The organism is Limisphaera sp. 4302-co (assembly GCF_049537155.1).
In the GTDB taxonomy this organism is placed as follows: Bacteria; Verrucomicrobiota; Verrucomicrobiia; order Limisphaerales; family Limisphaeraceae; genus Limisphaera.
On sequence record NZ_JBMVQZ010000010.1, the window covers coordinates 42,041 to 66,548 of the forward strand.

The following is a 24,508-nucleotide window of genomic DNA, read 5'->3' on the forward strand; positions in this document are numbered from 1 at the left end:
TCAGCGTGGCTCCGCCGGCCGGGTGTGCAGGGTGACCTGATGAACGCCCAGGGCCCGGATCACGTCCAACGCCCGCACCACATCGGCGTGTCGGGCCTCCCCGTCGCCGCTGATCACGACGCGTGGATCGGATTGACCCTGCAACTGTTCCGCCAATCGGGCGGCCAGTTCGGCCGGGGCGTGCACCCGACCGTCCCACCAGATCATCCCGTTGCGGTCCACCACCAGATGAATCGTGATCCTGCCCGCGTCGGTCTCCGTGGTGGCGGCCGTGGGGAGCTGCACCGGCACGCTGTCGAGATGGGTCATCGAAAGGCTGACCAACATGAAGGCCGCCAGCAAAAAGAACATGATATCGATCAGCGGAATGATCTCGATCCGGGGCGATTGCTCGCCGGGTTCCCGTGGTCCCAACGTCACCGGCATGGCTCCTCAAAAATCCACAAACACCTGTGCGGCGGTCACGGTCACCGGCCCCCCTCCGCCCACAATCGCCTGCCAGTCCACTTGGCGGGCCCGATCCGGTTGGAGGAGCAGTTCCACGTGGTTGATCCAGCGTTCCAGGCGCCCTCTCATGCGAATGAGCCGGCGGCTCAGCCAGTTGTACGGCAGCAGGCACAGGATCGCGATGAACAGGCCCGAGGCCGTGGCGATCAGGGCTTCGGCAATTCCCCCACTGATGCGGGTGGCCGCCAAAGATTGGTCTCCCAGAAAATGAAACGACTGCATGATCCCCACGACCGTGCCCAGCAACCCCAGCAGGGGCGCCAGTGTGATCAGCGTACTCAGCACCCAGAGTCGTTTTTCGGCCTGATCCAGAAACTCGGCGGCGCGCATTTGCATGGCTCCGACGATGGAGACGTGCGCATTGCGCAGGCCGCTGCGCAACGTCACCAAAAACGGGTCCTCGGATTCACGGGTCAGTTCCACCACCCGTTCCCACCGGCCTTCCGCCACTGCAGCCAGTACCTCCTCGATCCGCCGGGGATCCAGCCGTTTCCGTAACGACCACCACCAGCAGATGCGCTCCACCAACACCGTGCCGGCCAGCAGCAAGCAACCCAGAATGGGCCACATGATGGGCCCGCCCGCCACAAACCAATGCACCACGACATTCGCCAACATGAGTCGCCCTCACGCGCGACCCGTCGAGTCCCGACGGGCCAGTTCAAAACGGATCTCCACTTCGTAAAGCCTCACCTCACCGGGCCGGAACCGCCAGTAACGACGGACCGTGTGCAGCGCCGCCTCCCGAAGCAACGGCCACGGACACCCTTCCAAGGTCTCCGCCCATAACACTCGGCCGTTCGCACCCACGCAAAACCGGATGCGCACGGTCCCTTCCTGCCCCTGGCGCCGGGCCTCCCAGGGGTACGGAGGCGCGGGCTGGCGTCCCTCACCCCTGCCCCACACCAGCGTCTGCACGCCACCCGGCATGCCGGCGCCACCGGCCAGGTCTGTCGTTCCGGAACTCTCCGTGCCACCCCGCTGCGGCCCCGTTACGGCCGCAGGTCCGGGCGCAGAAACCGCCGGCACTGCCGCGCCGGCGGTGTCAGCCTCGGAAAAGGCATCCGAGGGAATGTCTGGCAGCACGGGCAGGTCCGGCATCGCAGCAGCCGCCGGGACGGCCGGTACCGGATCCCGCGGCACGGGCGCAGCCAATCGGACCGGCTCGTCCGTCCGGGCACCTGCCGGCGTGCCGGTCTCCATCGTCGGGGATTCCAGCTGCACGTCGAGCAGCGTGGCCTGGACGGGTGCCGGCACGGGCTTTGCCACCGGCTGCGCGGGCTCCGGATAAGGTGCCACCAACCCCACCGTCCCCACCAAGACACAAAAGAGCCAGAGGGTGGTCAGGGCCGGTTGCAGCCATTCCCAACGGGACATCGTTTCCGGCAGGCGTTTCACCGCCCACCGCGCTGCCGGGCTGTCGAACCGCCCCACTCCACCGACCGGCCACCATTCCTTCACCGGCATGGATTTTTGCACCTGCAACATTTCGGTTCCACCAGTCAGCCGGGTGCGGCCTCGCCATCTGCGCACACCGTCACCGAGCATAACTGCGGGCCCGTCAGGCCGCTTGCGGTCGGTTGCGTTTTTTTGTCGGTGAATTGCACTTGATCCGACCCTCAACCGGTCCCGGAGACCGGCCCGGTCGGCCCCGTTGTCCCTGCCGGGACGGCTGTCCGCTTTGCGAAGAACCGGCGCCAGCTCAGGGCCAGTCCCGTCCACACCAGAACCACCGCACCGAGTGAAGCCGTCATGGCAATCAACTGCCCGGGCCAACCGAATGCTTCGCCGGTGTGGAGGAAGCGCAACCACGCGCGCAGTCGCCGGCCCGGGGGTTGGTCGGAAAATCTCTGGACCGAAAGGATCCGGCCGGACCGCGCGTCCGCCACGATCTGGACCGTGGCAAAGACGGGCCAGGCGCCCTTTTCTCGTACGCTGAAGCTGAGGGTCGAGAGAGCACCGCCGGATCGAGGTCCCTCCGGCCGGCCGCCCGAGGGATCCCGGTCCGGCTGACCCGGACCGGCGGTTCCCGACGGCGCGCCCCTTTCCAACCTTTCCGAATCCGCTCCTGCGGTGGTCCTGCCGTCTCCGGAGGCGGTTCTTCCCGCGCCGGGCCGGCCGCGCGGCGCCGCTCCGAAGCGAATGGTGGCCGTTTGCCAGTCCGGCACCCGCTCGCGAACCCGTGCCCACACTTCGTCCAGCGCAGCCGGCTGTCCGCCGGGTGCCGCGGCCGCTTCGGAAGACCGCGCCTCGGCTGCCGGAACCCGCGTGCCGGTCTCGTCGGTGCTGCCGATGCTTTGGACCCACCGCGCAGCCCAGGCATAGGAGATCACAATGGCGCTGCCGCTCAGCACCAGGAGGACGGGGCCGCACCACAGACCCAGCACGTGGTGCCAGTGCCAATCCCGGGCCCGCCCCCGCACACCGGGGCGAAACCACAATCGCATCCGCCACCTGTTCGCGCCGCGACCGGACGGCCACCAAAGAACGGCACCGGTGAGGATCAGCACGACAAAGGCCAGGTTGCAGGCGCCGGTGACGGCCTTGCCCCACGACCGTCGCTCGCCCTCGAGGCCCAGCCACCGGTGCCAGGCGGTCAACGCGCGCAACACCGACCTCGTCCCACGGGCACTCGCCGGTCGCAACTCACCCGTGTACGGGTCCCAGTAAAAAAGTTCGTCCCCGCCCATCATGACCTCGACCGCCAGCGAGGGATCGGCGTGGATGGTCATTGCCCGGGGCGGCCCGCCCTGTTCGGTACGAAGCCGTTCCACCAGAGATTGCAAAGACAGCGGTGCGGTGCCTTCGTTCGGTGGTTCCGCCCTACGGTTCGCACCTTCGGCCCAGGCAACCAACTGTTTCTCAAAGGCGATGAATGCGCCGGTGAGGGACATGACAAGAATCACAACACCCGCCACCACACCGGCGACGAGGTGAATCCAGAAGAGCCATCTGCGCCACATACGTGTTCCTGGTCAAACATGCAGGGCCCGGCGGGCCGCCAAACCCATCCGGCCCGCCAAACCCGTTCTTCTCTTCCCGCGGCACCGAGTTACAGGAACGGAACCTGCCTCAGAACCGGTAACCTACACGCAAAGTAACCGTCCGGGGAGCCGCCACCTGCAGATTCGCACCGGTCGTGCCATCCACGAAGATGGTCTCGTCCAGCAGGTTCTGGACATGCAACGCCACGTCCCAATGTTCATTGACCCTGTAGAACAGGCCCGCGTCCACCCGCCAGAACGCCGGCAACATCAGCGGATCCGGGCTGCTGGCGCTGCGGGCGCTGTTGCCCGCCATGCGCTCGTCCTGCCAGACCAGGCCCAGGCTGGCGCCCAGTCCCTCGAGCGGACCCCGTTGAAAATCGTAACGTGTGTACAAACTCCACGAGAACTCGGGCGTCTTGGCCACCGGCTCGGGGAACGGACCGGTTTCATAACTGGCGTCGATCCAGGCAAACGTGGCGTTCAGCCGCCAACCCTCGGCAGGGCGCACCTCGGCGGACAGTTCCACGCCGCCTGCGCGCTGGCCGCCCTCCTGGACGTAGTATGGATTGCCGTTCACATTGACGTCGCCCCGGGAAAGATCCCGCACGATGACATTGTCCCGCTCGGTCCAGAAGAGCACGGCGGCCACACTGGCACGCCCCTGTGGCAGGTCGTACTTGGCGCCCAGCTCGTAATTCACCCCGGTCTGGGGATCGAACACGCCACTGCGACCCTCGTAATCCTCCAGCGTCGGATCGGCAGGCTGATAACTGGTCGAGCAACTTGCATAGAGGGCCAGCGCGGGTGTCACCTTGCAGAGCAATCCCGCCATCGGGATGGCGTCGCTTTTTCTGGTGGGCGCGTCGGCGTAGTGCTGCTGGCCGTAGCCGATCCCGAGGGTCAGGATCCAGCGCTCATCCAAAAAAGCGGCCTGGTTCTGCGCGTACAGATTCCAATGGAACTCGTCACTGGTGGAGACCGGCCCCCAGCCGGTGGAGACGTCCCGCACCGGCTCGAGCACCTGTCCCGTGTAGATGTGAATGGGCGACTGGGGTGTGGAAAGCGGCCCGGTGGCGGATCGGCTTTCGGCGTCGTATTTCCGGCCGTTGACACCCAGTTGAAACCGATTCTTCCACCAGTCCGTGGGGTCGAATTCGAACACGGTGTTCACGTCGAACATGTGATACAGGCGGTCCGCCTGACTCTTGGACTGTGTCCGGTACACGAGATTGCTTTGCGCCAGCAGATTCCGCTGCGCCGCGCTGTTGACCACGGGGCTCCACTGGAGGATGTCCGTCTCGTAATGGTTCACGCGGTAGGCGGCGTTGACCAGCCACGCGTCGGCCAAATGCGAATGAGCATCGAACCCGGCGACAAGGAACTTGTCCTTCCGGGAACCGTCCCACAGCCGCACGCTCAAGGGCGAAAGGTCATGCTCGTGAATCGGGCCGGCCAGACCGTCGGAGGTTGAGAGGGATGTGGCGGGCGACATCACCACCCCGAGCCCGCCCGGGCGCTTGTTCTCCGAGAGCTGCACCAGGGGGGTGATGGTGTGACGGCCGTCCCGATCCAGCTTTAACGTGACCGCGGCACTGAAATAGCGCGTTTGATAGTCAACGTCCCCGGTGTACATGTCGCTGTTGTCGCCCGCGGCCACGATCCGGTACAGGACCCGTCCGTCACGATCGAGCGGCCCCGTGGAGTCCAGCTCCAGACCGTAACCGATCCGTTCGCCGGGGTCCCATCCGCCGCCGATGTAGGTGAAGCTGCTGAGATCCAGCCGGGTCAGCGGTTCCGGCCGCGGCTTTTTCGTGATGAGATTGATGACGGCGCCCGGCATCGTGGCGGCGCCGTACTGCAAACCAGCCGGACCCCGGAGGATCACCATGCGCTCTACGCCGTACAGCGACATGGGCGCCTGCCCGCCGCCGACGTAAAAACCTTGGAAACCGTCCACCAGGGTGTCGCCGGGTAACATCCGGAAGCCCCGGGCGATGTAGTGATAGGCGCCATTGCCCACGGCATTGGGAAACAGGCCGGGTGTGTAGTAGAAGGTATCCACCGGGGTGCGAAAATTCATTTCCCGGATCTGTTCCACGTCGAAGACGGTGATGCTGCGGGGTATCTCGTGCAGAGGTGCGGGCAGTTTCAGCGTGTTGTCCACCCGCCATCCGCCGGTTGCCACAGGCTCGCCTTGAACGACCATGGGAGGCAACTGCGCGGCCGGCCCGTTGGTGGCAGGCACGGTTTCCTGGCTGTCTGCCGCCCGGGCGACCTCGCACACGGGTCCGGCCATGCAGAGCAATGTGCCTGCCATCAACCAGCTCCCCAAAGAGACGCGCCGGACCGGCGAGCCGGTAACCGAACCGCGGAATCTGAGTGCCTGCCGGCCCCGCTGGCAATTGAAGACAGGCAGGTTCGAGCCCCCCAACATCATCGGTTCCCTGCCAAAGCTGACTCGCAGATGTCGTTTCATACGGGCGCGAGTAAACACCACACGGTTGGCGCGGCGCCAACGGTGGGTTGCGAAAAATTGTCGGTGCGTTGCACTTGATGAGGTTCCCCAACGCAGCGGTTCCCGGAAACAGGTGAACCGGCGGCGGATGCGACTCCCGGGCCCCGACCCGCCTTCCGTCGCAGTGGTCGGGTCCGGACTTTCAGCGTCACTCTTCGCCGGGCCGTTGCACGCCCGTGGGCCGGGCGTGCAGAATCCTTTTGCGCACCGGCGGGCGCATGGGATGCACGGGAGAACGCCGACCAGCCGGGCCGCGCGAAATGCATGGAAAGACGAGGCGCTCATCCTGTTCGTCTGCCGGCGACGGTGATCGTCCTGGGCTGCGTCAGTCTGTTGAATGACGTGGCCAGCGACATGATCGCGCCGTTGCTGCCGTTGTTCCTGACCGTGCAACTGGGCGCCGCTCCGACCGTGGTCGGTCTCATCGAGGGGATCGCCGAGACGACCTCCAGCCTGCTCAAACTCGTCGGGGGACGGCTGGCCGATCGCGGCCTGGCCTGCAAGCCCCTCACGGTGGCGGGTTACATGATCTCCAATCTTGCGCGCCCCTGTGTCGGCTTGGCGGGTCACTGGGCGGTGGTGCTTGGGCTTCGATTTGGCGACCGGCTGGGCAAGGGGCTGCGCACGGCTCCGCGGGATGCGTGGATCGCCGGCGCGGCTCCCTCCGCGATTCGAGGTCACGCATTCGGATTCCACCGGTCCATGGATCATGCCGGGGCCATGGTGGGGCCGCTGGCCGCGGCGGCGTTGTTGAAGCTGGGGGCGGATCTGCAGCAGGTCTTTCTCGCATCGGCCGTCCCGGGCGCGCTGGCGATTGCTCTGGTTGCCTTCGGTGTTCGCGAACCTGCCGGAGCGGGCCGGTCGGGCCTGTCAGGACCGGTCGAGCCCGGTGGAAGGTTGCCCCCTGCCTTCCGGCATCTGGTCGGGGCCGCGGGTGCGGTGGCGCTGGCGACGGTGCCGGAGGCTTTTCTGGTCTTGTGGCTTCATCAGGGCGGTGTGGCCACCCATCAGATTCCCATTCTTTGGGCGGCAGCCCATGCCGTGCGATCGCTCAGCGCCTGGCCGTGTGGTCGGGCGGCGGACCGCTGGGGACGGAGGAGTTTGTTGCTGGTAGGATGGCCTCTCCGGGCCGGTCTGCTCGTTCTCATGCCCTGGGTCGGGTCCCAGGGAGCACTGATGACATTGTATCTCTTGCATGCGGCCGCCACGGCGGTCACCGAAGGCGCAGAACGCGCCTTTCTCGCCGACGCGGTCCCCCCTGCACTCAAGGGGACGGCGTTCGGACTTTACCACATGGTGACGGGGCTTCTGGCGCTTCCGGCGGCGGTGGGTTTTGGCTGGATTTGGGAGCGCCTGGGCATGCACCGGGCATTCCTGGTCGCGGCACTGGTGACCGGCACGGCAGCGGTCTGGTTTGCACTGCGAACCCGCGGCCAGGGCCCTGGCACGGTCAGCCCGGGATCAAGCGGAGTCTGAAGATTCCATCAAGGGCCGGTTCCGTGGGACCCTGGGGCCAGGACGAACTCGCTGGTCTCCTCGTATTCCTCGCCTGCCGTTGTCCACAGGATGGTCAACCGCCACAGTCCGTGGGCCAGATCGCGCAAGGAAAGTTCCTGGGCCCCGAAGGCGTCCGGCTGGAGCGGAAACTCACGGTCCATGGCCGCTGCGGAGGGCCGGTACAGTGTGATGGTGCCCCGGGCGTTGTGATGTCCGGGCGGCATTTGGAGATGCAGACGCCGGGCGGCCGGGTCCACGGTCACCCGCAGACGCGGCTGCAGTGCGGCTGCACGCTGGCGGCGCGCCTGCTCGGCGTCGTGCGCCGATTCGGCCTCGTAATAGTCGGGCCGCACCAGGTCCAGGTTCGCCTGCCGGCTCAGCCAGATGAGGACGCCCGTGCCGGTGATGAACAGGGCGAAAGCCGTCACCAGCCCCAGGGGCCAGAGCGAAGGACGAGCGGGGGAAGCGGAAGCTTTCATGCTCATGGTCGCGTCGGTGACACCGGGCCGAGAAAGCTCGTACGGATGGTTTGCAGGGTTCGACCGTCGTGCTGAACGGCGATCCGGATTTCCATGGGACTCTTGTGCAACTGGCCGGGTTCGAGTTCGACCAGGACGGAGGTCTGGATCAGGTCGCCGGCCGGGACCACCAGGGGAGCACCGAAGACGGTCAAGCGACCGGTCGGTTCCAGGAGATTCAGCTCCACCGGCATGGGTTGGCCGGTTTTGTTGACGATTTTCATCTGGTAGAGGTTGCTGATGCGGCCTTCGGGGGTTTTTTGGAACAGGCTGCCCGGGGCGCGCAGCACGGTGACGTCCACCGGCGAGCGGGTGGCCAGGATGAAACCCAGAGCCGTGAGCAATCCCAGCAGCACGCAGGTGTAGAGGACCATGCGCGGGGTGATCCGCAGCCGTTCTCCGCGCTCGATACCGTTGAGCGAGGCGTATCGAATGAGGCCACGCGGGAGGCCCAACCGATCCATCACCGCGTCGCATGCGTCCATGCAGGCGGTGCAGTTCACACATTCCATTTGTGTGCCGTTTCGGATGTCGATCCCCGTGGGGCAGACCTCCACGCACCGCCGGCAGTCGATGCAGTCGCCCAGACCTGCGGCCCGCCGTTGCGCCGGTGACTGGTCGCGGCGCCAGCGGCCCCGCCGCTCGCCGCGTTTGTAGTCGTAGGCCACCACGATGGAGTGTTCGTCCAACAAAACGGACTGAAACCGGCCGTAGGGACAGATGAATGTGCATGCCTGTTCGCGGAACCGGGCGAACACGCCGTAGAAGACCAGCGTGAACAGGAGCATGAACCCCAGGCCGGTGAGGTGCCGGCGGGGATCGTCCGTGACGAGTGCCCACCAGGCCCGACCGCCCAGGATATAGGCCAGGAACGTGTTCCCGATCAGGAAGGAAAGGGCCAGGAAGATGACGTGCTTGGTGACCTTCTTGAAGAGCTTGCGGGCCGTCCACGGCGCCGCATTCAGGGCGCGTTGCTCCGGCGCGTCGCCCTCGATCCAGTATTCGATCGGCCGGAACACCATCTCCATGAACACGGTCTGCGGGCAGGTCCAACCGCACCAAAGCCGGCCGAACGCGGCGGTGAACACGGCAATGGCGGTGAAAAACAGCAGCAAGCCCAGCGCCAGGATGGCGGCGTCCTGCGGCCAGAAGACCTGGCCCAGCACCGAGAAACGTCGCTCCACCACATTGATCATGAGCACCGGGTTGCCGTTGATGGTCAGGAACGGGCCGGCGAACAAAAAGGCCAGGAGGAACACGCTCACGATCCGGCGCGCCCGGGTGTAACGCCCCTGCGGTTTGCGCGGGTAGAGCCAGATCCGCCGACCGCGTGCATCGGCCGTGGCCAGGTGATCGCGGAAATCGTCCGACCGCGGCACTGCGGGCGGGGGCGTCCGCCCGTTGCCCGTCAGGGGAACGGGACCCTGGGGAACCGGCCGGGATCGTGTGTCGTCCATGCAACGCGGATGTTACTCGTACATGCTCGGGCCGGTGGATTGGGGAGCCTGGTCCTCGCGCGGTTTGGGGTTCGGCGGGTTGCTCCCGCGCAACGTGTAAATGTAACTGCCCACCGCGTAGATTTCCCGGGGTTTCAGCACCGTTTTCCAGCTCACCATCCCTTTCTCGGGCACGCCATGGTAGATGGTGCGCAGGTTGTCCCGAAACTCCGGCCCGTGGATCCAGTAATCGTCGCACAGGTTCGGTCCCACCAAGCCACCGCCGTCGGCGCGGTGGCAGGGCGCGCACAGCTTCAGGAACAGCTCCCGACCCTGGGCGAGCACGGCCGGATCCTTCGAGGGCGTCAGCGTTTCCATCTCTTTCTCGAAGCGGGCCATGGCCGCCTGTTTGATCTGCTCGCCGATGCGCATCTCCTCCGCGTACTCTTGCGCACTGAGGTTCCCCCAGCCGAGCACGTGGTAGTACAGAAGGTACAGGACCGAGAACACGATGGTCAGATTGAAGAGCCAGACCCACCAGCGCGGCAGCTGGTTGTCCAGCTCACGAATCCCGTCGTACTCGTGGTCCAGCAGCAAGGGTTCTTTCGGTTCGCTCATGACTCGTCCTCCGTTTGGGCAGGTTTGTCAGCCGTTTGCTCCAGGGGAAGCCGCGCCGCGGCCTCCAGGTCCGAGCGGCGCAGCCGGCAGACCCGGATCAGCACCCCCACGAACACCGCGAAGAACAACAGCAACGACACCATGCCATAGATGCCGATGCCGCCGATGTTGCGCACGAAATGTTCCAACATGGACCCTCCCGGTTCACGGTTGCGCCGGTGCGGGAGCCGGCAGACGGGCCGCCGTGGCCGGCACGCCGGCCGGCTGGTGGATGTCCCGACCCAACCGCTGCAGGTAGGCAATCAGCGCGATGATCTCCCGGTCCGGTTCAGCCTCCACCGAACCGGCCTTGAGGTTCTCGACGATCTGCCGCGCCTGGGCCATGGCCTCCTCAGCGGCGGTGTCCTCGGCCCCGGGAGGGTACGGCACGCCCAGCCGGCGCAGCGTGCGGATGCGGGCCGGCAACGAACTCGTATCCAGTTTCTGCGTCAGCAACCAGGGATACCGCGGCATGATCGAGCCCGGCGAGGTGCTGCGTGGGTCGTTCATGTGATTGTAGTGCCAGGCATCCGGGTATTTGCCGCCCACCCGGTGGAGGTCGGGTCCCGTGCGTTTGGATCCCCAGAGGAAGGGATGATCGAACACGAACTCGCCGCTCTTGGAATACTCACCGTACCGCTCGGTCTCGGACCGGAACGGCCGGACCATCTGGGAGTGACAGCCCACACAGCCCTCCCGGATGTAGATGTCGCGCCCCAGCAATTCCAACGGTGTGTAGGGCCGCACGCTGGCGATGTGCGGCACGTTGGACGAGATCAAGAGCATGGGAACGATCTCCACCAAACCGCCGATCAACACCGCCACCGTGGCCAGAACAGTGAACGTCACCGGCACGCCCTCCAACCAGCGGTGTGTCCAGCGTCGGGCGGCCGCCGGAGCGGGGGCGGGTCGCAGGGCCGGCGCCTGGGCTTCCGTCTCCGGCTCGAACTGCCCGCTGCGCGCCGTTTTGTAGAGGTTGATGATCATCAGGACCACGCCGACCAGGTACAGCGTGCCGCCGATGGCCCGCAGCCGGTACATCGGCAGCAGGCGCATGGTGGTCTCCAGGAAATTGCCGTACTGGAGGAACCCGTCCGCGTTGAACTGTTTCCACATCAGGCCGGCCGTCACCCCGCTCACGTACATGGGTACGACGTAAAACATCATGCCAAGCAGGCCGATCCAGAAATGGTAGGTCGCCAGGCGCGTGGACCAGAGCCGGGTGCGGTAGAGACGAGGGAACAGCCAGTACAACATGCCGAACGTGAGGAACCCGTTCCATCCCAGGGCGCCGGTGTGCACGTGGGCGATCGTCCAGTCCGTGTAATGCGAGAGTGCGTTGACGCTCTTGATGGCCAGGGTGGGCCCTTCGAGCGTGGCCATGCCGTAGGCCGTCACCGCCACCACCAGGAATTTCAGAACGGGATCCTGCCGCACCTTGTCCCAGGCCCCCCGGAGGGTGAGCAAACCGTTGAGCATGCCGCCCCAGCTGGGCGCCACCAGCATGACGCTGAAGACCATGCCCAGCGACTGGACCCAGTCCGGCAGCGCCGTGTAGAGCAGGTGATGGGGACCGGCCCAGATGTAAATGAAAATCAGCGCCCAGAAATGGATGATGGAAAGCCGGTAGCTGAACACCGGACGCTCCGCGGCCTTGGGCAGGAAATAGTACATCAGACCGAGATAGGGCGTGGTCAGGAAAAAGGCCACCGCGTTGTGCCCGTACCACCACTGCACCAGCGCGTCCTGCACACCGGCGAAGATCGAATAACTCTTGAACCAGCCGGCCGGCAGCTCGAGAGAGTTCACCACATGCAGCAGCGCCACGGTCACCGCGGTGGCGATGTAGAACCAGATGGCCACGTACATGTGTCGTTCGCGCCGGCGCAGGATGGTGCCCAGCAGGTTGACGGTGAAGGCGATCCAGACCACCGCGATGGCAACGTCAATCGGCCATTCCAGCTCGGCGTATTCCTTGCTGGTGGTCAGACCGAGGGGCAGCGTGACGGCCGCCGCCACGATGATCAGGTTCCAGCCCCAGAAGTTGAACCAGCTCAGGGCGTCGCTGTACATGCGCGTCTTGAGCAGCCGTTGCACGGAGTAATAGATGCCGGTGAACATGCCGTTGCCCACGAAAGCGAAGATCACCGCGTTCGTGTGCAACGGGCGGATCCGGCCGAAGGTGGTGAACGGCAGGTTCAGGTTCAGCTCCGGCCAAAACAACTGGCAGGCGGCCAGCAGGCCGACGCTCATGCCCACGAAGCCCCAGAAGACCGTCGCCCAGGCAAAGGCGCGGACGATCCGATTGTCATATCGAAACGTTTCAACCGCGTTCATAGGAAGGATCTGTCGAATTTTGTTTCGGGTTCTCATCCCGTTCCCCCGGCGGCGTCACCGGCGGGTCCTCGGCCAGAATCCGGATGGCCGGCGTGGTGGTGTCACGGAACTGCCCCGAGCGGACCGCCCAGATGAAGCCCGCCAGAAACCCGGCGGCCACCAGCAGGCTCAGTGCGATCAACCCAAACACCACGCTCATGGCTCCGGCTCCTCCGACCCGGCCGACGCCGGGGTCCAACCACACCGACGGGCCAGCCACCACGACAGTCCCGTCGCCACAGCGACCACCGTCACCGAACTCAACGGCATCAGCACCGCCGCCACCAACGGCGACAATCGTCCCTGCACCGCCAGGGTCAGGCCGGCGGCGTTGTAGAACAGGGAAAGACCGAAACAGAGGTACACCACCCGCACCGCCCGGCGGCCCAGCCGCAGCAGGGCCGGAAGCTGCACCACCCGACGGGCTTCCAGAATGACATCGCTGGCAGGGCAAAACGTCCCCGTGTCTTCCACCACGGCCACCCCCACGTCGCTGGCCCGGAGGGCGCCGGCGTCGTTCAGGCCGTCGCCCACCATCATCACCACCTCGCCGCGCCGCCGCAGCTGCTCCACAAAGGCCTGCTTGTTCTCCGGGCTTTGACAGAAGCACAACGGGGTCGCCTTTCCGAACAACCGCTCGAAGATCGCACGCTCGCCGGGCTGGTCGCCGCTCAACAGGGCCAGCCGAAAACGCCCCCGCAATCCGGACACCAAACCCTCCAACCCCTCGCGCAACGCCCGTTGAAACTGGAACCGCCCGCGATACCGACCCTGCACGGCCACGTGAACCGCATGCGCCGCCCGCAACGCGCCCTCCGGCACGACCACCCCGCGCTGGCGCAGCCACCGGGCCGAACCGAGGGAGACGTCCATTCCAGCGACCCAGCCCTCCACGCCCCGGCCCGGGAACTCCCGCCACGCCTGGGGCACCGGAACGGCTTTCCGCTCAACGGATGGCCCGTCGCACCCGGGAACCGCCAGCTCACGCTGCAAGGTCAAGGTCAGTTGCCGGGCCAATGGATGGGTCGAGGCCCCGGCCACGGCAAGGACAGCCAGCCGCTCCTCCTCCCCCAGGGGCGCCCCCAACCAGCGCATGCGATCCGATCCGGCTGTGGTGAGCGTTCCGGTCTTGTCGAACACCACGGTCGTCACCCTTGCCAGGGTTTCCAAAACCTGGCTCTTCTTTAGAAACACGCCGCATCGCGCCAAACACCGCTGGACCGTCCCCAGTGCAAAGGGCGCCGAAAGCGCCAGGGCACACGGACAGGCCACGATCAACACCGCCGTGGCATGCAGGCAGGCAGCGGCCACCCCGGCCTTCAGCCCCCAGAAAAGCGCCGTACCCAGGGCCACCGCACCCACCCCCGCAACGAACCAGCGGCTGAACCGGTGGGTCAGCGTGTTCAGATCGGACACCTCCCGACCGTCCGGTTCCCACCGGGCCCACAACGAACTGAGATAACTCTGCGAGACCGGCCGGACCACCTCCACTTCGATCGGGCCGCCCATCTGCTGTCCCCCGGCGTGGAGCAGATCCCCCGGCCGCCTCACCACAGGTTCACTCTCTCCGGTTACGAAGCTGTAATCCATCTCGGCCGTGCCCCGCACCAGCCGCGCGTCCGCCGGCAACATCTCGCCATGCCGCAACCTCAACCGATCCCCCACGCCCACCCGGCCCACCGCGACGCTTTCCTCGCCCCCCTCCCCTGTGACCCGGGTGACGGAAAGCGGGAAAAACGCCCGGTAATCGCCATCGAAGGCCAGCCGCTCAAACGTCCGGTTCTGAAACCAGCGGCCGCACAACAGGAAAAAGATCAGACCGGTCAGGGAATCGAGGTAACCGGGACCACGCCCGGTCGCCACCTCCCAAACACTCTGACCGAACAAGGCCGCCATGCCCAAGACGATGGGCAGGTCCAGCGTCACGGAGCGTATCTGCACCGCCCGCCACGCCGCCCGCCAGTAATCTGACGCGCTGTAGAGCAGCGCCGGCAGACTCAACGCCAGCGAGACGCAACCCAGGAACAGACGCATCCCCGGGCTGGAGCCCTCCCCGAGACCGAGGTATCCGGGAAAGCTCAGCATCATGACGTTGCCGAAGGCAAACCCGGCCACGCCGAGCTGCATCCACAGTCGCACCGGCCTCTCTTCGCCCTCGCGGCGGCCACCCAGATCGCCCAGATGAAACACCGGCTCGTATCCCAGCGAGGCCAGCAGCGCCGCCAGTTCACTGAGCCGGAGTCGGTCGGGGGCGTATTCGACGGTGAGTTCCCGGCGCGCAAAGTTCACCTCGGAACGTCCCACGCCGCGGTGCAGGCGGAACAGATTCTCCAGCAGCCAGACGCAGGCCACACAGTGGATGCCGGGCACGCGGAGGGTCACCCGATGCATCCGCCCGTCGGAAAAATCCAGCAACTTCTCCAAAACCACCGGATCATCCAGGTGGGAAAACCGGGCCGCCTGCGCCGGTTCGGTCACCCGCAGACCCGGCCGGGTCGAGAGCTCGTAAAACCGCCCGAGACCGTGCTGATGCAGCAATTGGAAGACGGAACGACAACCCGCACAGCAGAAACGCAGGTCGCGGTCTTCCACCGCACCCGCCCCGCACGGCGCACCGCAGTGGGCACAGAAGCCGGAGGCACGCTGCTCCGCCGCCGCAACCGGCCTGACCGAGGCCGTCGGACCCGCCAGGGCAACCCTGTTGTCTTCCCCTCGCAACCCCATGAACCCCTACCCCAGAAATTCTCCCCTTGCCCTTTTCTTTGCGCGCATTGTCCTAATGACCCGCCGGTTTGGCAAGTCAGAATTTGATTTTCAGAAACCAAAATGTTTCATTCGTTTTACTTATGCATTGGGTTAGGTGGCTCCTGCCGGGGCGGGGCCGGCGGCGGGAGCGGGGAGGTGGATCGTGTTCGGGGGCTGTTTGAACCCGGGCGGCGTTGGGGATGGGGCTCGTGAGGACTGATGGATGAGTGCAGGGAGAACGGGAACCGTGTCGTGCGCCCGGCCCGTTTGCCGGCGGTGGCGGGACCGGCGGCTTTTCCGGCGGGCGTGCCGTGGGCTGTCCCCGTGCGGCGGAGGGATTGTCAAAGGGTGCGGGCTGGACTAAGGTGCGGCTGGCGAACTGGTGGGCGCTTGGCGCAGCGGCTAGCGCATCTCCCTTACACGGAGGTGGTCGCAGGTTCGAATCCTGCAGCGCCCACCATTTGTGTGTGCTCCGCAGCGCCGGCACGGTTCGTGGCCGGCATGCCTCCGCCGGGATGGATGCTCCCGTTTCGCAGCCCCACGAGGCGAGGGCCGGCTTGGATCCGGGCCGGGTTCATCCTGGTGCGATCGGGCCGGCATATCCGCATCTGGTCGGGCGGTTGCCCGGGGTGGCTCCGCTGTCACGGCCTCCGGACCTGTGTCAGGGGCGTCCCCGGGCGGGCCTCCGCTTGTGACGTAGCGCGGCGCACGAGGCTGCCGGATGTGCCGCGGGGCCGTTTTCCGTTGCGCGGGTGGGGCTGCCCGGCTAGAGTGACAGCGTCGGGCCAGCGGGAGATTGCGTATGTATTTCGGCGTGGATTACTACCCCGAGCACTGGGTCCCTCCGTACGGCGGCACTCCGGAAAACCCCGAGGCGTGTTGGGCGGAAGACGTGGCCCTGATGAAGGACGCCGGCTTCAACGTTGTGCGCATGGGCGAATTCACGTGGGGCCTGGTGGAACCTGAGGAGGGCCGGTACGAGTTTGGCTGGCTCCGGCGGGTGATGGACCTGATGCACGAGGCGGGCATCCGGGTCATTCTGGCCACGCCCACGGCCGCTCCACCGCTCTGGCTGACGCGGAAGCACCCGGAGATCCTGCCGGTGGACAGGGGTGGCCAGGTCCTGCACGCGGGCACGCGCCGGGCGGTGTGCCTGTGCAGCGACGCGTTCTGGGAGTACTCGCGCAAGATCGTGACAGCGATGGCGCGCGAGCTGGGCGATCATCCGGCCCTGCTGGCGTGGCAGATTGACAACGCCATCGGCGCTCATGACACGGAAGAATCCTTCAACGAGGCGTCACGGGAGGAATGGCACCTTTGGTTGAAGGCCAAGTACGAGACCATCGAGAAGCTCAACGAGGCGCTCGGTCTGCGGCACTGGGGCCAGATCGTCTCGGACTGGGAGGAAGTGCCCATGCCGCAACGGGCACCGGCGCCGCACAATCCGGGTTTGGTCCTGGACTGGCGCCGATTCTGCAGTGACACGATCGTGCAGTACGTGCGCATGCAGGCCGAGATCCTGCGGGAGCTCACACCGCACGCGCCGGTGACCACGAATCTGAAACCGGCCGTGTTCCGGTTCGACCATTTCGATCTGGCGGAGGTGCTGGACTTTGTGGGGATCCAGAGCGCGGCGGTGCTCCGGCCGCGCTCCTCGGAGACCGCGTTTGAAATCGACCTGTTGCGATCGCTGAAGAAGAGCGACATCCGCACCCCGGACGGCGGGCTGGGTTTCTGGGTTCTGGAGCACAAGGCGGGGCACGTGACGTGGCAGGAGCTGAATTCCCTGGTGCGACCCGGAGTGTTGCGGCTGTTCACCTACCAGCTCATCAGCCGGGGGGCGGACGCCATTCTGTTCTTCCGTTGGCGCCAGCCGCGATTCGGGCCGGAACAGTTTCACGGCGCCGTGATGCCCCATCACCGGCGGAAGGATTACCGGGTTTACCGGGAGGTTTGTCAGCTCGGGGAGGAGATGAAGCTTCTGGCGCCGGTGATCCAGGGCACCCGGGTGGTGGCGGACGTGGCCATCCTCTTCAGCCATGACAACGACTGGGCACTGGAGGAACCCACGCATCCAAACCGCCATTTTCATTTGCGGGAACATTTGGCCCTGATCTACGCCGCCCTGCATGATCGGAACATCCCCGTGGAGTTTGCCCGGCCCGGAGACGATCTCTCCCGGTACAAGCTGGTGTTCGCGCCCTCGCTGTTCCTCCTTTCGGCGGCCGAGGCCCAGGTGCTCAAGTATTACGTGGAGACCGGCGGCATCCTGGTGGGAACCTTCTGCACCGGCCTGGTGGACGAGCACCACATCGCTCCCGACGACGGCTATCCCCACGATCTCATGGACCTGTTCGGGCTCGAGGTGGTGGAGTTTGACGCGCTCCCGCCGGACGCGGAGAACCATCTCAGTTTCAAGGGCGGTTTCCAGACCAGCCATCTGCACAGTGCGCGCGTGTGGTGCGACATCATCGAGCCGAAGGGGTGCCAGATCCTGGCCACCTACACGAAGGACTTTTACGCGGGCAAACCCGCCATCACCCTGAACAACTACGGGTCGGGGAAGGCCATCTACATCGGCACGCTGTCCGGCCGGGAGTTCTACGGGGACCTGGTCAACTGGCTGCGCAACCTGTGCGGCATTCATCCCCTGCTGAAGGTGCCGGAGGCCGTTGAGGTCAGCCTGCGCCAGAAGGACGACGTGAAGTTGTACTTCCTGCTCAACCACCACAGCCAGCAGGTGCGCATCCAGTTCCTCAAACCCATGCACGACTACCTCACCGGGGCCACCATATCCGGCAGTTACGACCTGCCGCCGCACGGGGTGCTCGTACTGGACGAACGTCCCGCCCAGCCGAAGCCGGCCTGAACAACGAATCCGGCCGCAACCGGTCATGTTCCCGCCGCGTCCCCAGCCACCGCTCGGTCCCCCGCCCTCCAGTGCGCGCGAACGGGCCCTTGCCCAGTGGCGGCGGACGGACCTGACGGAGCTCGAGAGATCCCTCCACGTCCGGGCCCGCACGCCGGCCGAGCTGCTGCCGAAGCTCCTGGCCGATCTCCGACTCGAGCAGCGCCGGCAGGACGCTGAAATCGTGCAGGCCTGGCAGGCGTTGATGGACCCGGAGGTGACCGCGCATGCTCATCCCACCGGGTTGAAAGACGGGACGCTCTACGTCGCCGTGGACAGCAATGCCTGGTTGGCCGAGCTGGTGACGTTTCGGCGCCGGGAGATTCTCCAGCGCCTGCAGCAGGTCTTCGGCACCGAAAAAATCCGCAAGATCAGCTTTCGCCTGGCGTAGACCGGCGGCTGCCCCCGGGGCCAAAAATTGATTGGCCAAACGCTCCGGGACGGCCATGATCCCGGTGGACGTTGGGGTAAACAGCATGAAAGAGTTGCTCCAAAACCTGGTTCGACTCCAGGGACTCGAACTGGAGGAGATTCGCGAAAAGAACGCCGCGGCGGTGATCGCCGAACTTCGCACGAAGATCCCGCCGCAGATCCTGGGCCATTACGACCGGCTCATGGCGCGGGGCAAGAAAGGGATTGTACCCGTGCGCGGGCAGGCGTGCTCGGGCTGCCACATGCGTCTGCCCATTGGCGTCATCTCCGAGCTGATGAAGGCCGAAGACATCCAGCTTTGCGACACCTGCGGGCGCTACCTGTACCTGGAGGAGGTCATCGGCGTTGCCTCGGCGGCACCGGCACCCGCAGCCGAGCCGGCCGCACCCACCAAAGGCGGACACCGCAAGAAGGCCGCAGCCACCACGAAAAAGGCCGAATCAGCCGGCCCCGCCCCGGGTGGCACCCACAAAAAGGTCGCTCGAAAGCGCCGGGCTGCGCCCAAGAGCGGATCGAGCGCCGGGTAAGGCCGGATGGGTCACCCGTCCGCGCGGCTGGCGGCCCTCTCTGCAGCGGTGCGGAGCTGATCAAAGGCCCGGCAAACAAGAGGGACCTACCGGCCACCGTTTCACCGCGCCACCCGTACCCGGTAGAACCGTGAACCTTCAGGGGCGGTTTCCCGGAGGCGGACCCGGTCGGTTTCTGCCACGATGACGGTGCCCCACGGGGTCCATTGTGGAGCGTCCAGTCGGTCTTTGAACTCGATCTGGTAGCGTTCGCCGGGAATGGCATCCCATTGCAGGGTCAGGACCCGATCCGTCTCCAGGCGGGCCTCCAGGGCGGGCCGCGGCCGGATGACCACCCGGACCGTGCCGGTGGCGGCGGCTGGGGGCACGGCATCATCCTCCACCCGTATCGTCACTTCAATGGCGCGGCCGGCGTCCGCGTCCATCGTCGGCCAGGTCACCACCCCGTTTTCGGGGTCCAGCGACGGTCCATCGGGGACGTCCCCGGCCCAGGTGTATCGGAGTCGGTCGCCGGGCGTTTCCACGTCGTGGGCGCGGTTTGTCCAAAGAGCCACCGTCCCGGCGTGCACGGACAACTCGGCAGGCCCGTCCCAGACCGGCGGATCGTTCACGGGGCGAACGGTGAGTTCGAATGTGTTCGTGGTGGCGCTCTGGCCGTCCGTGGCCACCACGTGAATCCGGGTCGCGCCAAAGGCGTCCGGCTCGGGGTACAGATCGAGCCACCGGACCGATCCGGATCCACGGACGACCGCGCCGGTCGGTCCCACCAGTGCCGGATCAGCCGCGTACGCCCACACCTGAACCTCTGCCAGGTCGGTATCAGGATCCTGAACGGTGAGGGGAACGGCCAGCAGGGGCTGGTCCTCGTCGGTGACCTGATCGGGGATGGGATCCAGGAGGGGCGGCAGAGGTTCCACCCAGCCGCAGCAGACCTGTTGCGTGGTGGTCAACTCCAGGCGCCAACCGAAATTCAGTTCTCCCACATCCGCCGGGGCATCGTCCCAGACGTAGAGTCGCCAGGTTCCATTGGGTTCAAGCCCGTACAAACTGCTCAAGTTCGTGCTGTACGGGCCCGGAACCGCGGTGGTCAACGCCGTGTCGCTGTCGGGATCGTAGGCTGTGGGGCGATTGGTGCCGGTGCGGATGCTCCCCTCAGCGGGCAGCCCTGCCGGGGCCGAATCGTCGAAGGTCAGCGTGGCGTTCACGTTGGTACCGTTGCCCACATCCGACAGGATCCACACGGGCGGTCCCTGCGGGCCCACCAACAACACGTCCAGGTCCCCGGCAAAGCTGTGGTTCAACCCGGTGAGGATCACCCGCACACGAGCCAGGCGACCGGTCATGCCATTGACCACCAGTGTGAAGGGAAAGTCCGACGCGGGTCCTTCCGTCCCGGAAGCCGGGATGCGAAGCACGGCCGGGTTCACGCGGGTGACCGTTTGGGTCCGGACCGAACCCAGCATGATCGTCCGTTGCACCGTGCCCAAAGAACGGGCCCCATCCGTCAGGGCCCAGCTCAGCTGCACCATCTCGCCACAACGTCCCGAAGCCTTGAAGCTGAAGAGGCGTGTGGCCGATTGGCCGGCTCCCAGAAACCCATAGTCCTGGGGCGGTCCCGGCTCGCTCACACCGGGACCTGTGAGCAGGGTCGCCACCAGGTTCGTCGCAGGCGTGGGAGACTGGTTCTGCAGGGTGACCGCCAGGCTCACTGTTTCACCGGGATCCACCGCGCCGTTTGTGGGCTGGCAACTTTCCGCCGCCACGCGAGCTGCCCAAATGTCCACCACGGGGGCGGGCAAGTTCGGCCGGATGGTGAAGCTTCCGTCGCAAACATCGAAAAAGGGCTGCCCCACAGCCTCCACACGGACCCGCGCCAGGGTGGTCAGCAGCTCCGGCAACTCGACCGTTTCGGATCCGTCGTTGGGCGTGTGCAACGCCAGCGGATGCGGGAACGTCCGGCCGTTGTTCGTCGAGAGCCAGATGTTCACATGGGTGATTGCCAGAGGCGCCTGATCCGTTCCGGCCACGTCCCACCTTACGGTCAGGTTGTTGGAGACGGTCTCGCCCCCGTTTGGTACCAGGACGCGGAATGGTCCCGCCCCATCCACCACGGTCACCACCGTTTCCGCGCCGTTGACGCCGCCGCGGCCGTCCCGGGCGGTGACCCGGAAACGCATGGTTCGACCGGTTTCCGGAAGTTTTTCCGTCAAACTCGTCTGATTCTGGAGCAGGGAGTCGAGCGACGGGAAGAATCGGGCGGGGTCCGTGGTGGGGCGATAGGAACGGAACAACGGGCCCTGGGAAGTGTCGGCCGAGTCGAGCGGGGCTGCCGGGCCCAGGTCCATCTGTTCCCAACAGAATGTCACGGTATCGCCGTCCGGGTCCGTGCCCGCGGCTGTCAGGACAAAGGGCGTTCCGCGCGGAATGATCACCGCCGGAGGCGTGTCCACCTCCGGCGGCCGGTTACCCGTGACCACCGGCACCGCGCACGAGCCCCCCGGCCAACCGCTTGCCGTTTGGAGAATCTGATCCAGGCTGGCGGCGTGAAAATACAGGTCGCTTCGAAACTGGACGTTGTCCCCGGCGCAATTGCCCGCGTACCCCATGAGCGTCGAGCCGCTGCCGGGTTCGTAGGCCGTGGAACCGTCCCGGTTGGAACCGCAGGTGCCCCGCACTCCGTTGAAGGTATGGGTGGCGCCGAACTGATGGCCGATCTCGTGCGCCACATAGTCGGTGAACAACGCGTCGTTGCTGTTGCCCAGCCCCGTCTGACCCCGCGCCTTCAGACCGCTGCGACAAACCACGCCCAGACTGGCCAGCCCGCCACTGGCCCGACTCAGCACATGGCCCACATCGTAGTTGGCGTCTCCGATGACCGCGTCCAGGGTCGCCTGGTTCTCCCCCAGCAGCGCGGAGGCGTCGGTGCCCGTGTAAGGGTCGCCGGCCGGGTCCGTGTACACGAGCCGATCGTTCTGCGCCACCAACACGAAGCGGATGGAGACCTCCGTTTCGTAAATCGCATTGAGCTGGTTCACGAGGATCACCATGGCAGCCAGCCCGGACTTCACCGTGCCGCCGTGGGCCGCCGTCCATTCGCCCGTAGCCGCCAGAGCCAGCCGATATACCCGCAGGACCGTTCCAGCCGTGGCCGGTTGGAACGCCCTCCCGGCGGCTGCCAGCGGCGGCGCCACCGTTTCGCAATGCCAGTCCCCCGGGGCGATCCATGCGTCCCGGGAGCAGACCCGGTGCAGCCCCGCTGCGTCCAACGGATGGGGTTCCACCACGCACCAGCCCCGTCCCGCCGTCCGCCAGCGCCCGTGCAGCCCGGCAGGTGTCCAACTGATACGCCCGCGCAGGGTCGGATCGTCCACGCCGGCGATGCGAAACGTGCGGAGGTCCGGATACCTCGCCTGCAAGGCCGGTTCCATGACCGGCGATTCCCAACACCACACCCGCGTCACCGTGCCGTCAGGCTGGGGCAGCCAGACCCAAACAGGGCCCTTGCCCCCTGTCGGATCGCCTTCTACCGGCACACCGGACAGCCGTTCCGCCCACGCGGCCACGTCCAGTTCCCACACCGTGCCCGAGCCGGGCACCCGCTGGATCGCTTCTCCGGGAAGGGTCAGCGGCTGCTCGGGGCGTTGCACCCACGGCAGACCCGGTTCACCCGGCGGCATTGCCAAAGGGAGGGCAGACCACGCAGGGACCGCAGCCGTGAAAAGGCCCAGCAGGGCTCCGATTCTGTGCCGCCACTCTTTCATCCTGTCGCAGGGATTCGCAGCCGGGATGCGATCCGAAGATCCCCGGATGCGTGCCTTGCCCCCGGGTCCTGGCCGGACCCCCAAAAACCCCAACCGGCCGCGAGAAACCTCGTCAACTCCTCACAAGGAGGCCAGAGCCGATTCCAAACCTCGCAACACCACCGACGGAAACAGCCCCAGCAACAGCACCCCCAACGCCGCCGCCCCCAAAGTGAGCCGCACCTGCCACGGTGGCCGCCAACTCTCGGCTTCGGCGTCCGCAGGGGCCGGTTTGACCCAGGCCTCCTTCAGCACGATCAGGTAATAGTACAGGGACACGGTGCTCAGGGCCACGGCCAGCACCACCAGCCAGAGCAGTCCCAGTGGTTGCCCGGCGCCCAGCGCCGCCAGGAAGAGGTAGAACTTTCCGAAGAAACCGGCCAGGGGCGGGATGCCGGCCAGCGAAAGCAAAAAGACCATCAGGCACAGTGCCACCCCCGGGGCCCTGCGGCTCAGCCCCGCAAAATCCGACACGCGCGCGCGGCCTCCCGAGTGGGCCTCCACCACCGCCACCACACCGAACGCCCCGACGGCACTCAAACCGTAAGTGGCCGCAAAGTACAGCAGCGCTGCCAACCCGGCCCGTTCATGTGCAATCAACCCCAGCAACCCATAGCCCGCATGGGCCACGGCCGAGTAGGCCAGCAGCCGCCGGACATTGGACTGCACCAGAGCCGCCAGGTTCCCCCAAAAAAGGCTCAACACGCTCAACCCGGCCAACAGCGTGGTCCAACCCGGCGCCCAGGAACCGATCGCAGCCGATCCCGACCCTTGGGGCAGGCCGGTCATCAGCACCCGCGCCAGGACGGCAAAGGCTGCCACCTTGGACCCGGACGCGATCAGGGCCGCGCTCGGTGTGGGCGCGGCCTCGTAGGCATCCGGCGCCCACAGGTGAAACGGCGCCGCCGCCACCTTGAACGCCAATCCGCCCAGCATCAGCACCAGGCCGGCCCACAACGTCACCCCCGCCATCGCGCCGACCGCATCGTGGGCCAGGGTCTGCAACTGTGTGGTCCCCGCCACGCCGTACACAAGGCTCATTCCGTACAACGTGAACCCTGCTGCCACACTGCCCACCAGGAAGTACTTGAGCGCGGCCTCCGCCGCCTCGGGTCGCTGCTTTTCGAAACCGGTCAACACGTACAGCACCAGGCTGCTCAGTTCCAGTGCCAGGAACACCATGAGCAGGTCACTGGCGCCGGCCAGGAGCATCAACCCCACCGTGCCCAACAAGATCAACGCAAGGTACTCCCCCACATGCCGCGTACGGGTGGCGGCCATGGCCAGCCCCACCGTCAGCGCGGACAAGACCAGCACCACACCCTTGACCCATACCGCCAGACCGTCCGTTGCGAAACCCAGGATCGCCGTGCGACCCGGTTCCTCACCCGCACCCGACACCAGCACGGCTGCCGCGGCTCCGCAACCCACCCAGCTCAGCAGACCCGTAACCAACCAACGCACCCGGGGCGACGCCTCGCGCAGCGCCACCAGATCCGCGGCCAGAACCAGCAACGCCGTCGCCAGCAAAACCAGCTCCGGAGCCGCGGCTCGCAACAGCTCCCCATACGTCACACCCACCATCTCAGAGGAAAGCTCCATC

The 24,508-nt window shown here is 66.2% G+C and carries 18 protein-coding genes and 1 tRNA gene; 5 read left to right on the plus strand and 14 right to left on the minus strand.

What is annotated here, in order from left to right; translation table 11 throughout:
* The 5 genes from ACPDIX_RS10845 to ACPDIX_RS10865 form a co-directional block, all read right to left on the minus strand.
* Positions 1-426: an ExbD/TolR family protein gene (locus tag ACPDIX_RS10845; RefSeq protein WP_423431814.1), complete on the minus strand. Its 426-nt coding sequence runs from the start codon at positions 424-426 to the stop codon at positions 1-3.
* Positions 427-432: 6 nt separating this feature from the next.
* Positions 433-1,125 carry a MotA/TolQ/ExbB proton channel family protein gene (locus ACPDIX_RS10850; protein ID WP_423431815.1) on the minus strand — a complete coding sequence of 231 codons (693 nt, stop codon included), beginning with the start codon at positions 1,123-1,125 and terminating at the stop codon, positions 433-435.
* Positions 1,126-1,134: 9 nt separating this feature from the next.
* Positions 1,135-1,995: a TonB family protein gene (locus ACPDIX_RS10855; RefSeq protein ID WP_423431816.1), complete on the minus strand. Its 861-nt coding sequence runs from the start codon at positions 1,993-1,995 to the stop codon at positions 1,135-1,137.
* Positions 1,996-2,126: 131 nt separating this feature from the next.
* Positions 2,127-3,470, minus strand: a complete 1,344-nt coding sequence (locus ACPDIX_RS10860) for a PepSY-associated TM helix domain-containing protein (protein ID WP_423431817.1) — start codon at positions 3,468-3,470, stop codon at positions 2,127-2,129.
* Positions 3,471-3,579: 109 nt separating this feature from the next.
* The gene (locus tag ACPDIX_RS10865; RefSeq protein ID WP_423431818.1) at positions 3,580-5,970 is read right to left on the minus strand and encodes a TonB-dependent siderophore receptor; all 2,391 of its coding nucleotides are present in this window, start codon (positions 5,968-5,970) and stop codon (positions 3,580-3,582) included.
* 303 nt (positions 5,971-6,273) lie between these two features.
* On the opposite strand from ACPDIX_RS10865, the gene ACPDIX_RS10870 reads away from it, so the two are divergent.
* Positions 6,274-7,485 (plus strand): MFS transporter, encoded by a 1,212-nt coding sequence (locus ACPDIX_RS10870; protein ID WP_423431819.1) that lies wholly within the window; start codon positions 6,274-6,276, stop codon positions 7,483-7,485.
* A gap of 8 nt (positions 7,486-7,493) precedes the next feature.
* Here ACPDIX_RS10870 and ACPDIX_RS10875 read toward each other — a convergent pair whose 3' ends face one another.
* From ACPDIX_RS10875 to ACPDIX_RS10905, 7 genes are read right to left on the minus strand one after another with little or no spacing between them, the layout of a single operon-like run.
* Positions 7,494-7,991: a FixH family protein gene (locus ACPDIX_RS10875; RefSeq protein WP_423431820.1), complete on the minus strand. Its 498-nt coding sequence runs from the start codon at positions 7,989-7,991 to the stop codon at positions 7,494-7,496.
* A complete protein-coding gene (gene ccoG / locus ACPDIX_RS10880; protein WP_423431821.1) occupies positions 7,988-9,481 on the minus strand; it encodes a cytochrome c oxidase accessory protein CcoG in 1,494 nt (497 codons plus the stop codon). The genes ACPDIX_RS10875 and ccoG overlap by 4 nt, the downstream gene beginning before the upstream one ends.
* A gap of 12 nt (positions 9,482-9,493) precedes the next feature.
* On the minus strand, positions 9,494-10,078 hold the full coding sequence (locus ACPDIX_RS10885) for a cbb3-type cytochrome c oxidase N-terminal domain-containing protein (RefSeq protein WP_423431822.1): 585 nt from the start codon (positions 10,076-10,078) through the stop codon (positions 9,494-9,496).
* Positions 10,075-10,269 (minus strand): cbb3-type cytochrome c oxidase subunit 3, encoded by a 195-nt coding sequence (locus ACPDIX_RS10890; protein ID WP_423431823.1) that lies wholly within the window; start codon positions 10,267-10,269, stop codon positions 10,075-10,077. The genes ACPDIX_RS10885 and ACPDIX_RS10890 overlap by 4 nt, the downstream gene beginning before the upstream one ends.
* A gap of 13 nt (positions 10,270-10,282) precedes the next feature.
* Positions 10,283-12,454 carry a cytochrome-c oxidase, cbb3-type subunit I gene (ccoN, locus tag ACPDIX_RS10895; RefSeq protein WP_423431824.1) on the minus strand — a complete coding sequence of 724 codons (2,172 nt, stop codon included), beginning with the start codon at positions 12,452-12,454 and terminating at the stop codon, positions 10,283-10,285.
* Positions 12,441-12,653, minus strand: coding sequence for a cbb3-type cytochrome oxidase assembly protein CcoS (ccoS, locus tag ACPDIX_RS10900; protein ID WP_423431825.1), 213 nt, complete (start codon positions 12,651-12,653; stop codon positions 12,441-12,443). Before ccoS ends, ccoN begins: the two co-directional genes overlap by 14 nt.
* Complete coding sequence (locus ACPDIX_RS10905) at positions 12,650-15,217, minus strand: heavy metal translocating P-type ATPase (protein ID WP_423431826.1); 2,568 nt, start codon at positions 15,215-15,217, stop codon at positions 12,650-12,652. The genes ccoS and ACPDIX_RS10905 overlap by 4 nt, the downstream gene beginning before the upstream one ends.
* A gap of 405 nt (positions 15,218-15,622) precedes the next feature.
* On the opposite strand from ACPDIX_RS10905, the gene ACPDIX_RS10910 reads away from it, so the two are divergent.
* The 4 genes from ACPDIX_RS10910 to ACPDIX_RS10925 all read left to right on the plus strand — a co-directional run bounded on the left by ACPDIX_RS10910 (position 15,623) and on the right by ACPDIX_RS10925 (position 19,105).
* Positions 15,623-15,698, plus strand: a tRNA-Val gene (locus ACPDIX_RS10910).
* 342 nt (positions 15,699-16,040) lie between these two features.
* Entirely contained in the window at positions 16,041-18,107 is a 2,067-nt protein-coding gene (locus ACPDIX_RS10915) for a beta-galactosidase (RefSeq protein WP_423431827.1), read from the plus strand.
* Positions 18,108-18,132: 25 nt separating this feature from the next.
* Positions 18,133-18,537, plus strand: a complete 405-nt coding sequence (locus tag ACPDIX_RS10920; protein ID WP_423431828.1) for a DUF721 domain-containing protein — start codon at positions 18,133-18,135, stop codon at positions 18,535-18,537.
* Positions 18,538-18,622: 85 nt separating this feature from the next.
* Complete coding sequence (locus ACPDIX_RS10925) at positions 18,623-19,105, plus strand: zinc ribbon domain-containing protein (protein ID WP_423431829.1); 483 nt, start codon at positions 18,623-18,625, stop codon at positions 19,103-19,105.
* Positions 19,106-19,206: 101 nt separating this feature from the next.
* Here the strand turns inward: ACPDIX_RS10925 and ACPDIX_RS10930 are convergent, their stop codons facing one another.
* Positions 19,207-22,782 (minus strand): reprolysin-like metallopeptidase, encoded by a 3,576-nt coding sequence (locus ACPDIX_RS10930; protein WP_423431830.1) that lies wholly within the window; start codon positions 22,780-22,782, stop codon positions 19,207-19,209.
* Positions 22,783-22,986: 204 nt separating this feature from the next.
* Positions 22,987-24,507 (minus strand): NADH-quinone oxidoreductase subunit N, encoded by a 1,521-nt coding sequence (locus tag ACPDIX_RS10935; RefSeq protein WP_423431831.1) that lies wholly within the window; start codon positions 24,505-24,507, stop codon positions 22,987-22,989.
* Between the last annotated feature and the right edge of the window lies 1 nt (position 24,508).

What these genes read in the sequence shown, in the direction of transcription:
- ACPDIX_RS10925 (WP_423431829.1), top strand. Translation starts at nt 18,623, where the DNA reads ATGAAAGAGTTGCTCCAAAACCTGGTTCGACTCCAGGGACTCGAACTG.
- ACPDIX_RS10905 (WP_423431826.1), bottom strand. Translation starts at nt 15,217, where the DNA reads ATGGGGTTGCGAGGGGAAGACAACAGGGTTGCCCTGGCGGGTCCGACG.
- ACPDIX_RS10870 (WP_423431819.1), top strand. Translation starts at nt 6,274, where the DNA reads ATGGAAAGACGAGGCGCTCATCCTGTTCGTCTGCCGGCGACGGTGATC.
- ACPDIX_RS10845 (WP_423431814.1), bottom strand. Translation starts at nt 426, where the DNA reads ATGCCGGTGACGTTGGGACCACGGGAACCCGGCGAGCAATCGCCCCGG.
- ccoN (WP_423431824.1), bottom strand. Translation starts at nt 12,454, where the DNA reads ATGAACGCGGTTGAAACGTTTCGATATGACAATCGGATCGTCCGCGCC.
- ACPDIX_RS10860 (WP_423431817.1), bottom strand. Translation starts at nt 3,470, where the DNA reads ATGTGGCGCAGATGGCTCTTCTGGATTCACCTCGTCGCCGGTGTGGTG.
- ACPDIX_RS10850 (WP_423431815.1), bottom strand. Translation starts at nt 1,125, where the DNA reads ATGTTGGCGAATGTCGTGGTGCATTGGTTTGTGGCGGGCGGGCCCATC.
- ACPDIX_RS10875 (WP_423431820.1), bottom strand. Translation starts at nt 7,991, where the DNA reads ATGAGCATGAAAGCTTCCGCTTCCCCCGCTCGTCCTTCGCTCTGGCCC.
- ACPDIX_RS10915 (WP_423431827.1), top strand. Translation starts at nt 16,041, where the DNA reads ATGTATTTCGGCGTGGATTACTACCCCGAGCACTGGGTCCCTCCGTAC.
- ccoS (WP_423431825.1), bottom strand. Translation starts at nt 12,653, where the DNA reads ATGAGCGTGGTGTTTGGGTTGATCGCACTGAGCCTGCTGGTGGCCGCC.
- ACPDIX_RS10920 (WP_423431828.1), top strand. Translation starts at nt 18,133, where the DNA reads ATGTTCCCGCCGCGTCCCCAGCCACCGCTCGGTCCCCCGCCCTCCAGT.
- ACPDIX_RS10885 (WP_423431822.1), bottom strand. Translation starts at nt 10,078, where the DNA reads ATGAGCGAACCGAAAGAACCCTTGCTGCTGGACCACGAGTACGACGGG.
- ACPDIX_RS10930 (WP_423431830.1), bottom strand. Translation starts at nt 22,782, where the DNA reads ATGCCGCCGGGTGAACCGGGTCTGCCGTGGGTGCAACGCCCCGAGCAG.
- ACPDIX_RS10855 (WP_423431816.1), bottom strand. Translation starts at nt 1,995, where the DNA reads ATGTTGCAGGTGCAAAAATCCATGCCGGTGAAGGAATGGTGGCCGGTC.
- ccoG (WP_423431821.1), bottom strand. Translation starts at nt 9,481, where the DNA reads ATGGACGACACACGATCCCGGCCGGTTCCCCAGGGTCCCGTTCCCCTG.
- ACPDIX_RS10865 (WP_423431818.1), bottom strand. Translation starts at nt 5,970, where the DNA reads ATGAAACGACATCTGCGAGTCAGCTTTGGCAGGGAACCGATGATGTTG.
- ACPDIX_RS10935 (WP_423431831.1), bottom strand. Translation starts at nt 24,507, where the DNA reads ATGGAGCTTTCCTCTGAGATGGTGGGTGTGACGTATGGGGAGCTGTTG.
- ACPDIX_RS10890 (WP_423431823.1), bottom strand. Translation starts at nt 10,269, where the DNA reads ATGTTGGAACATTTCGTGCGCAACATCGGCGGCATCGGCATCTATGGC.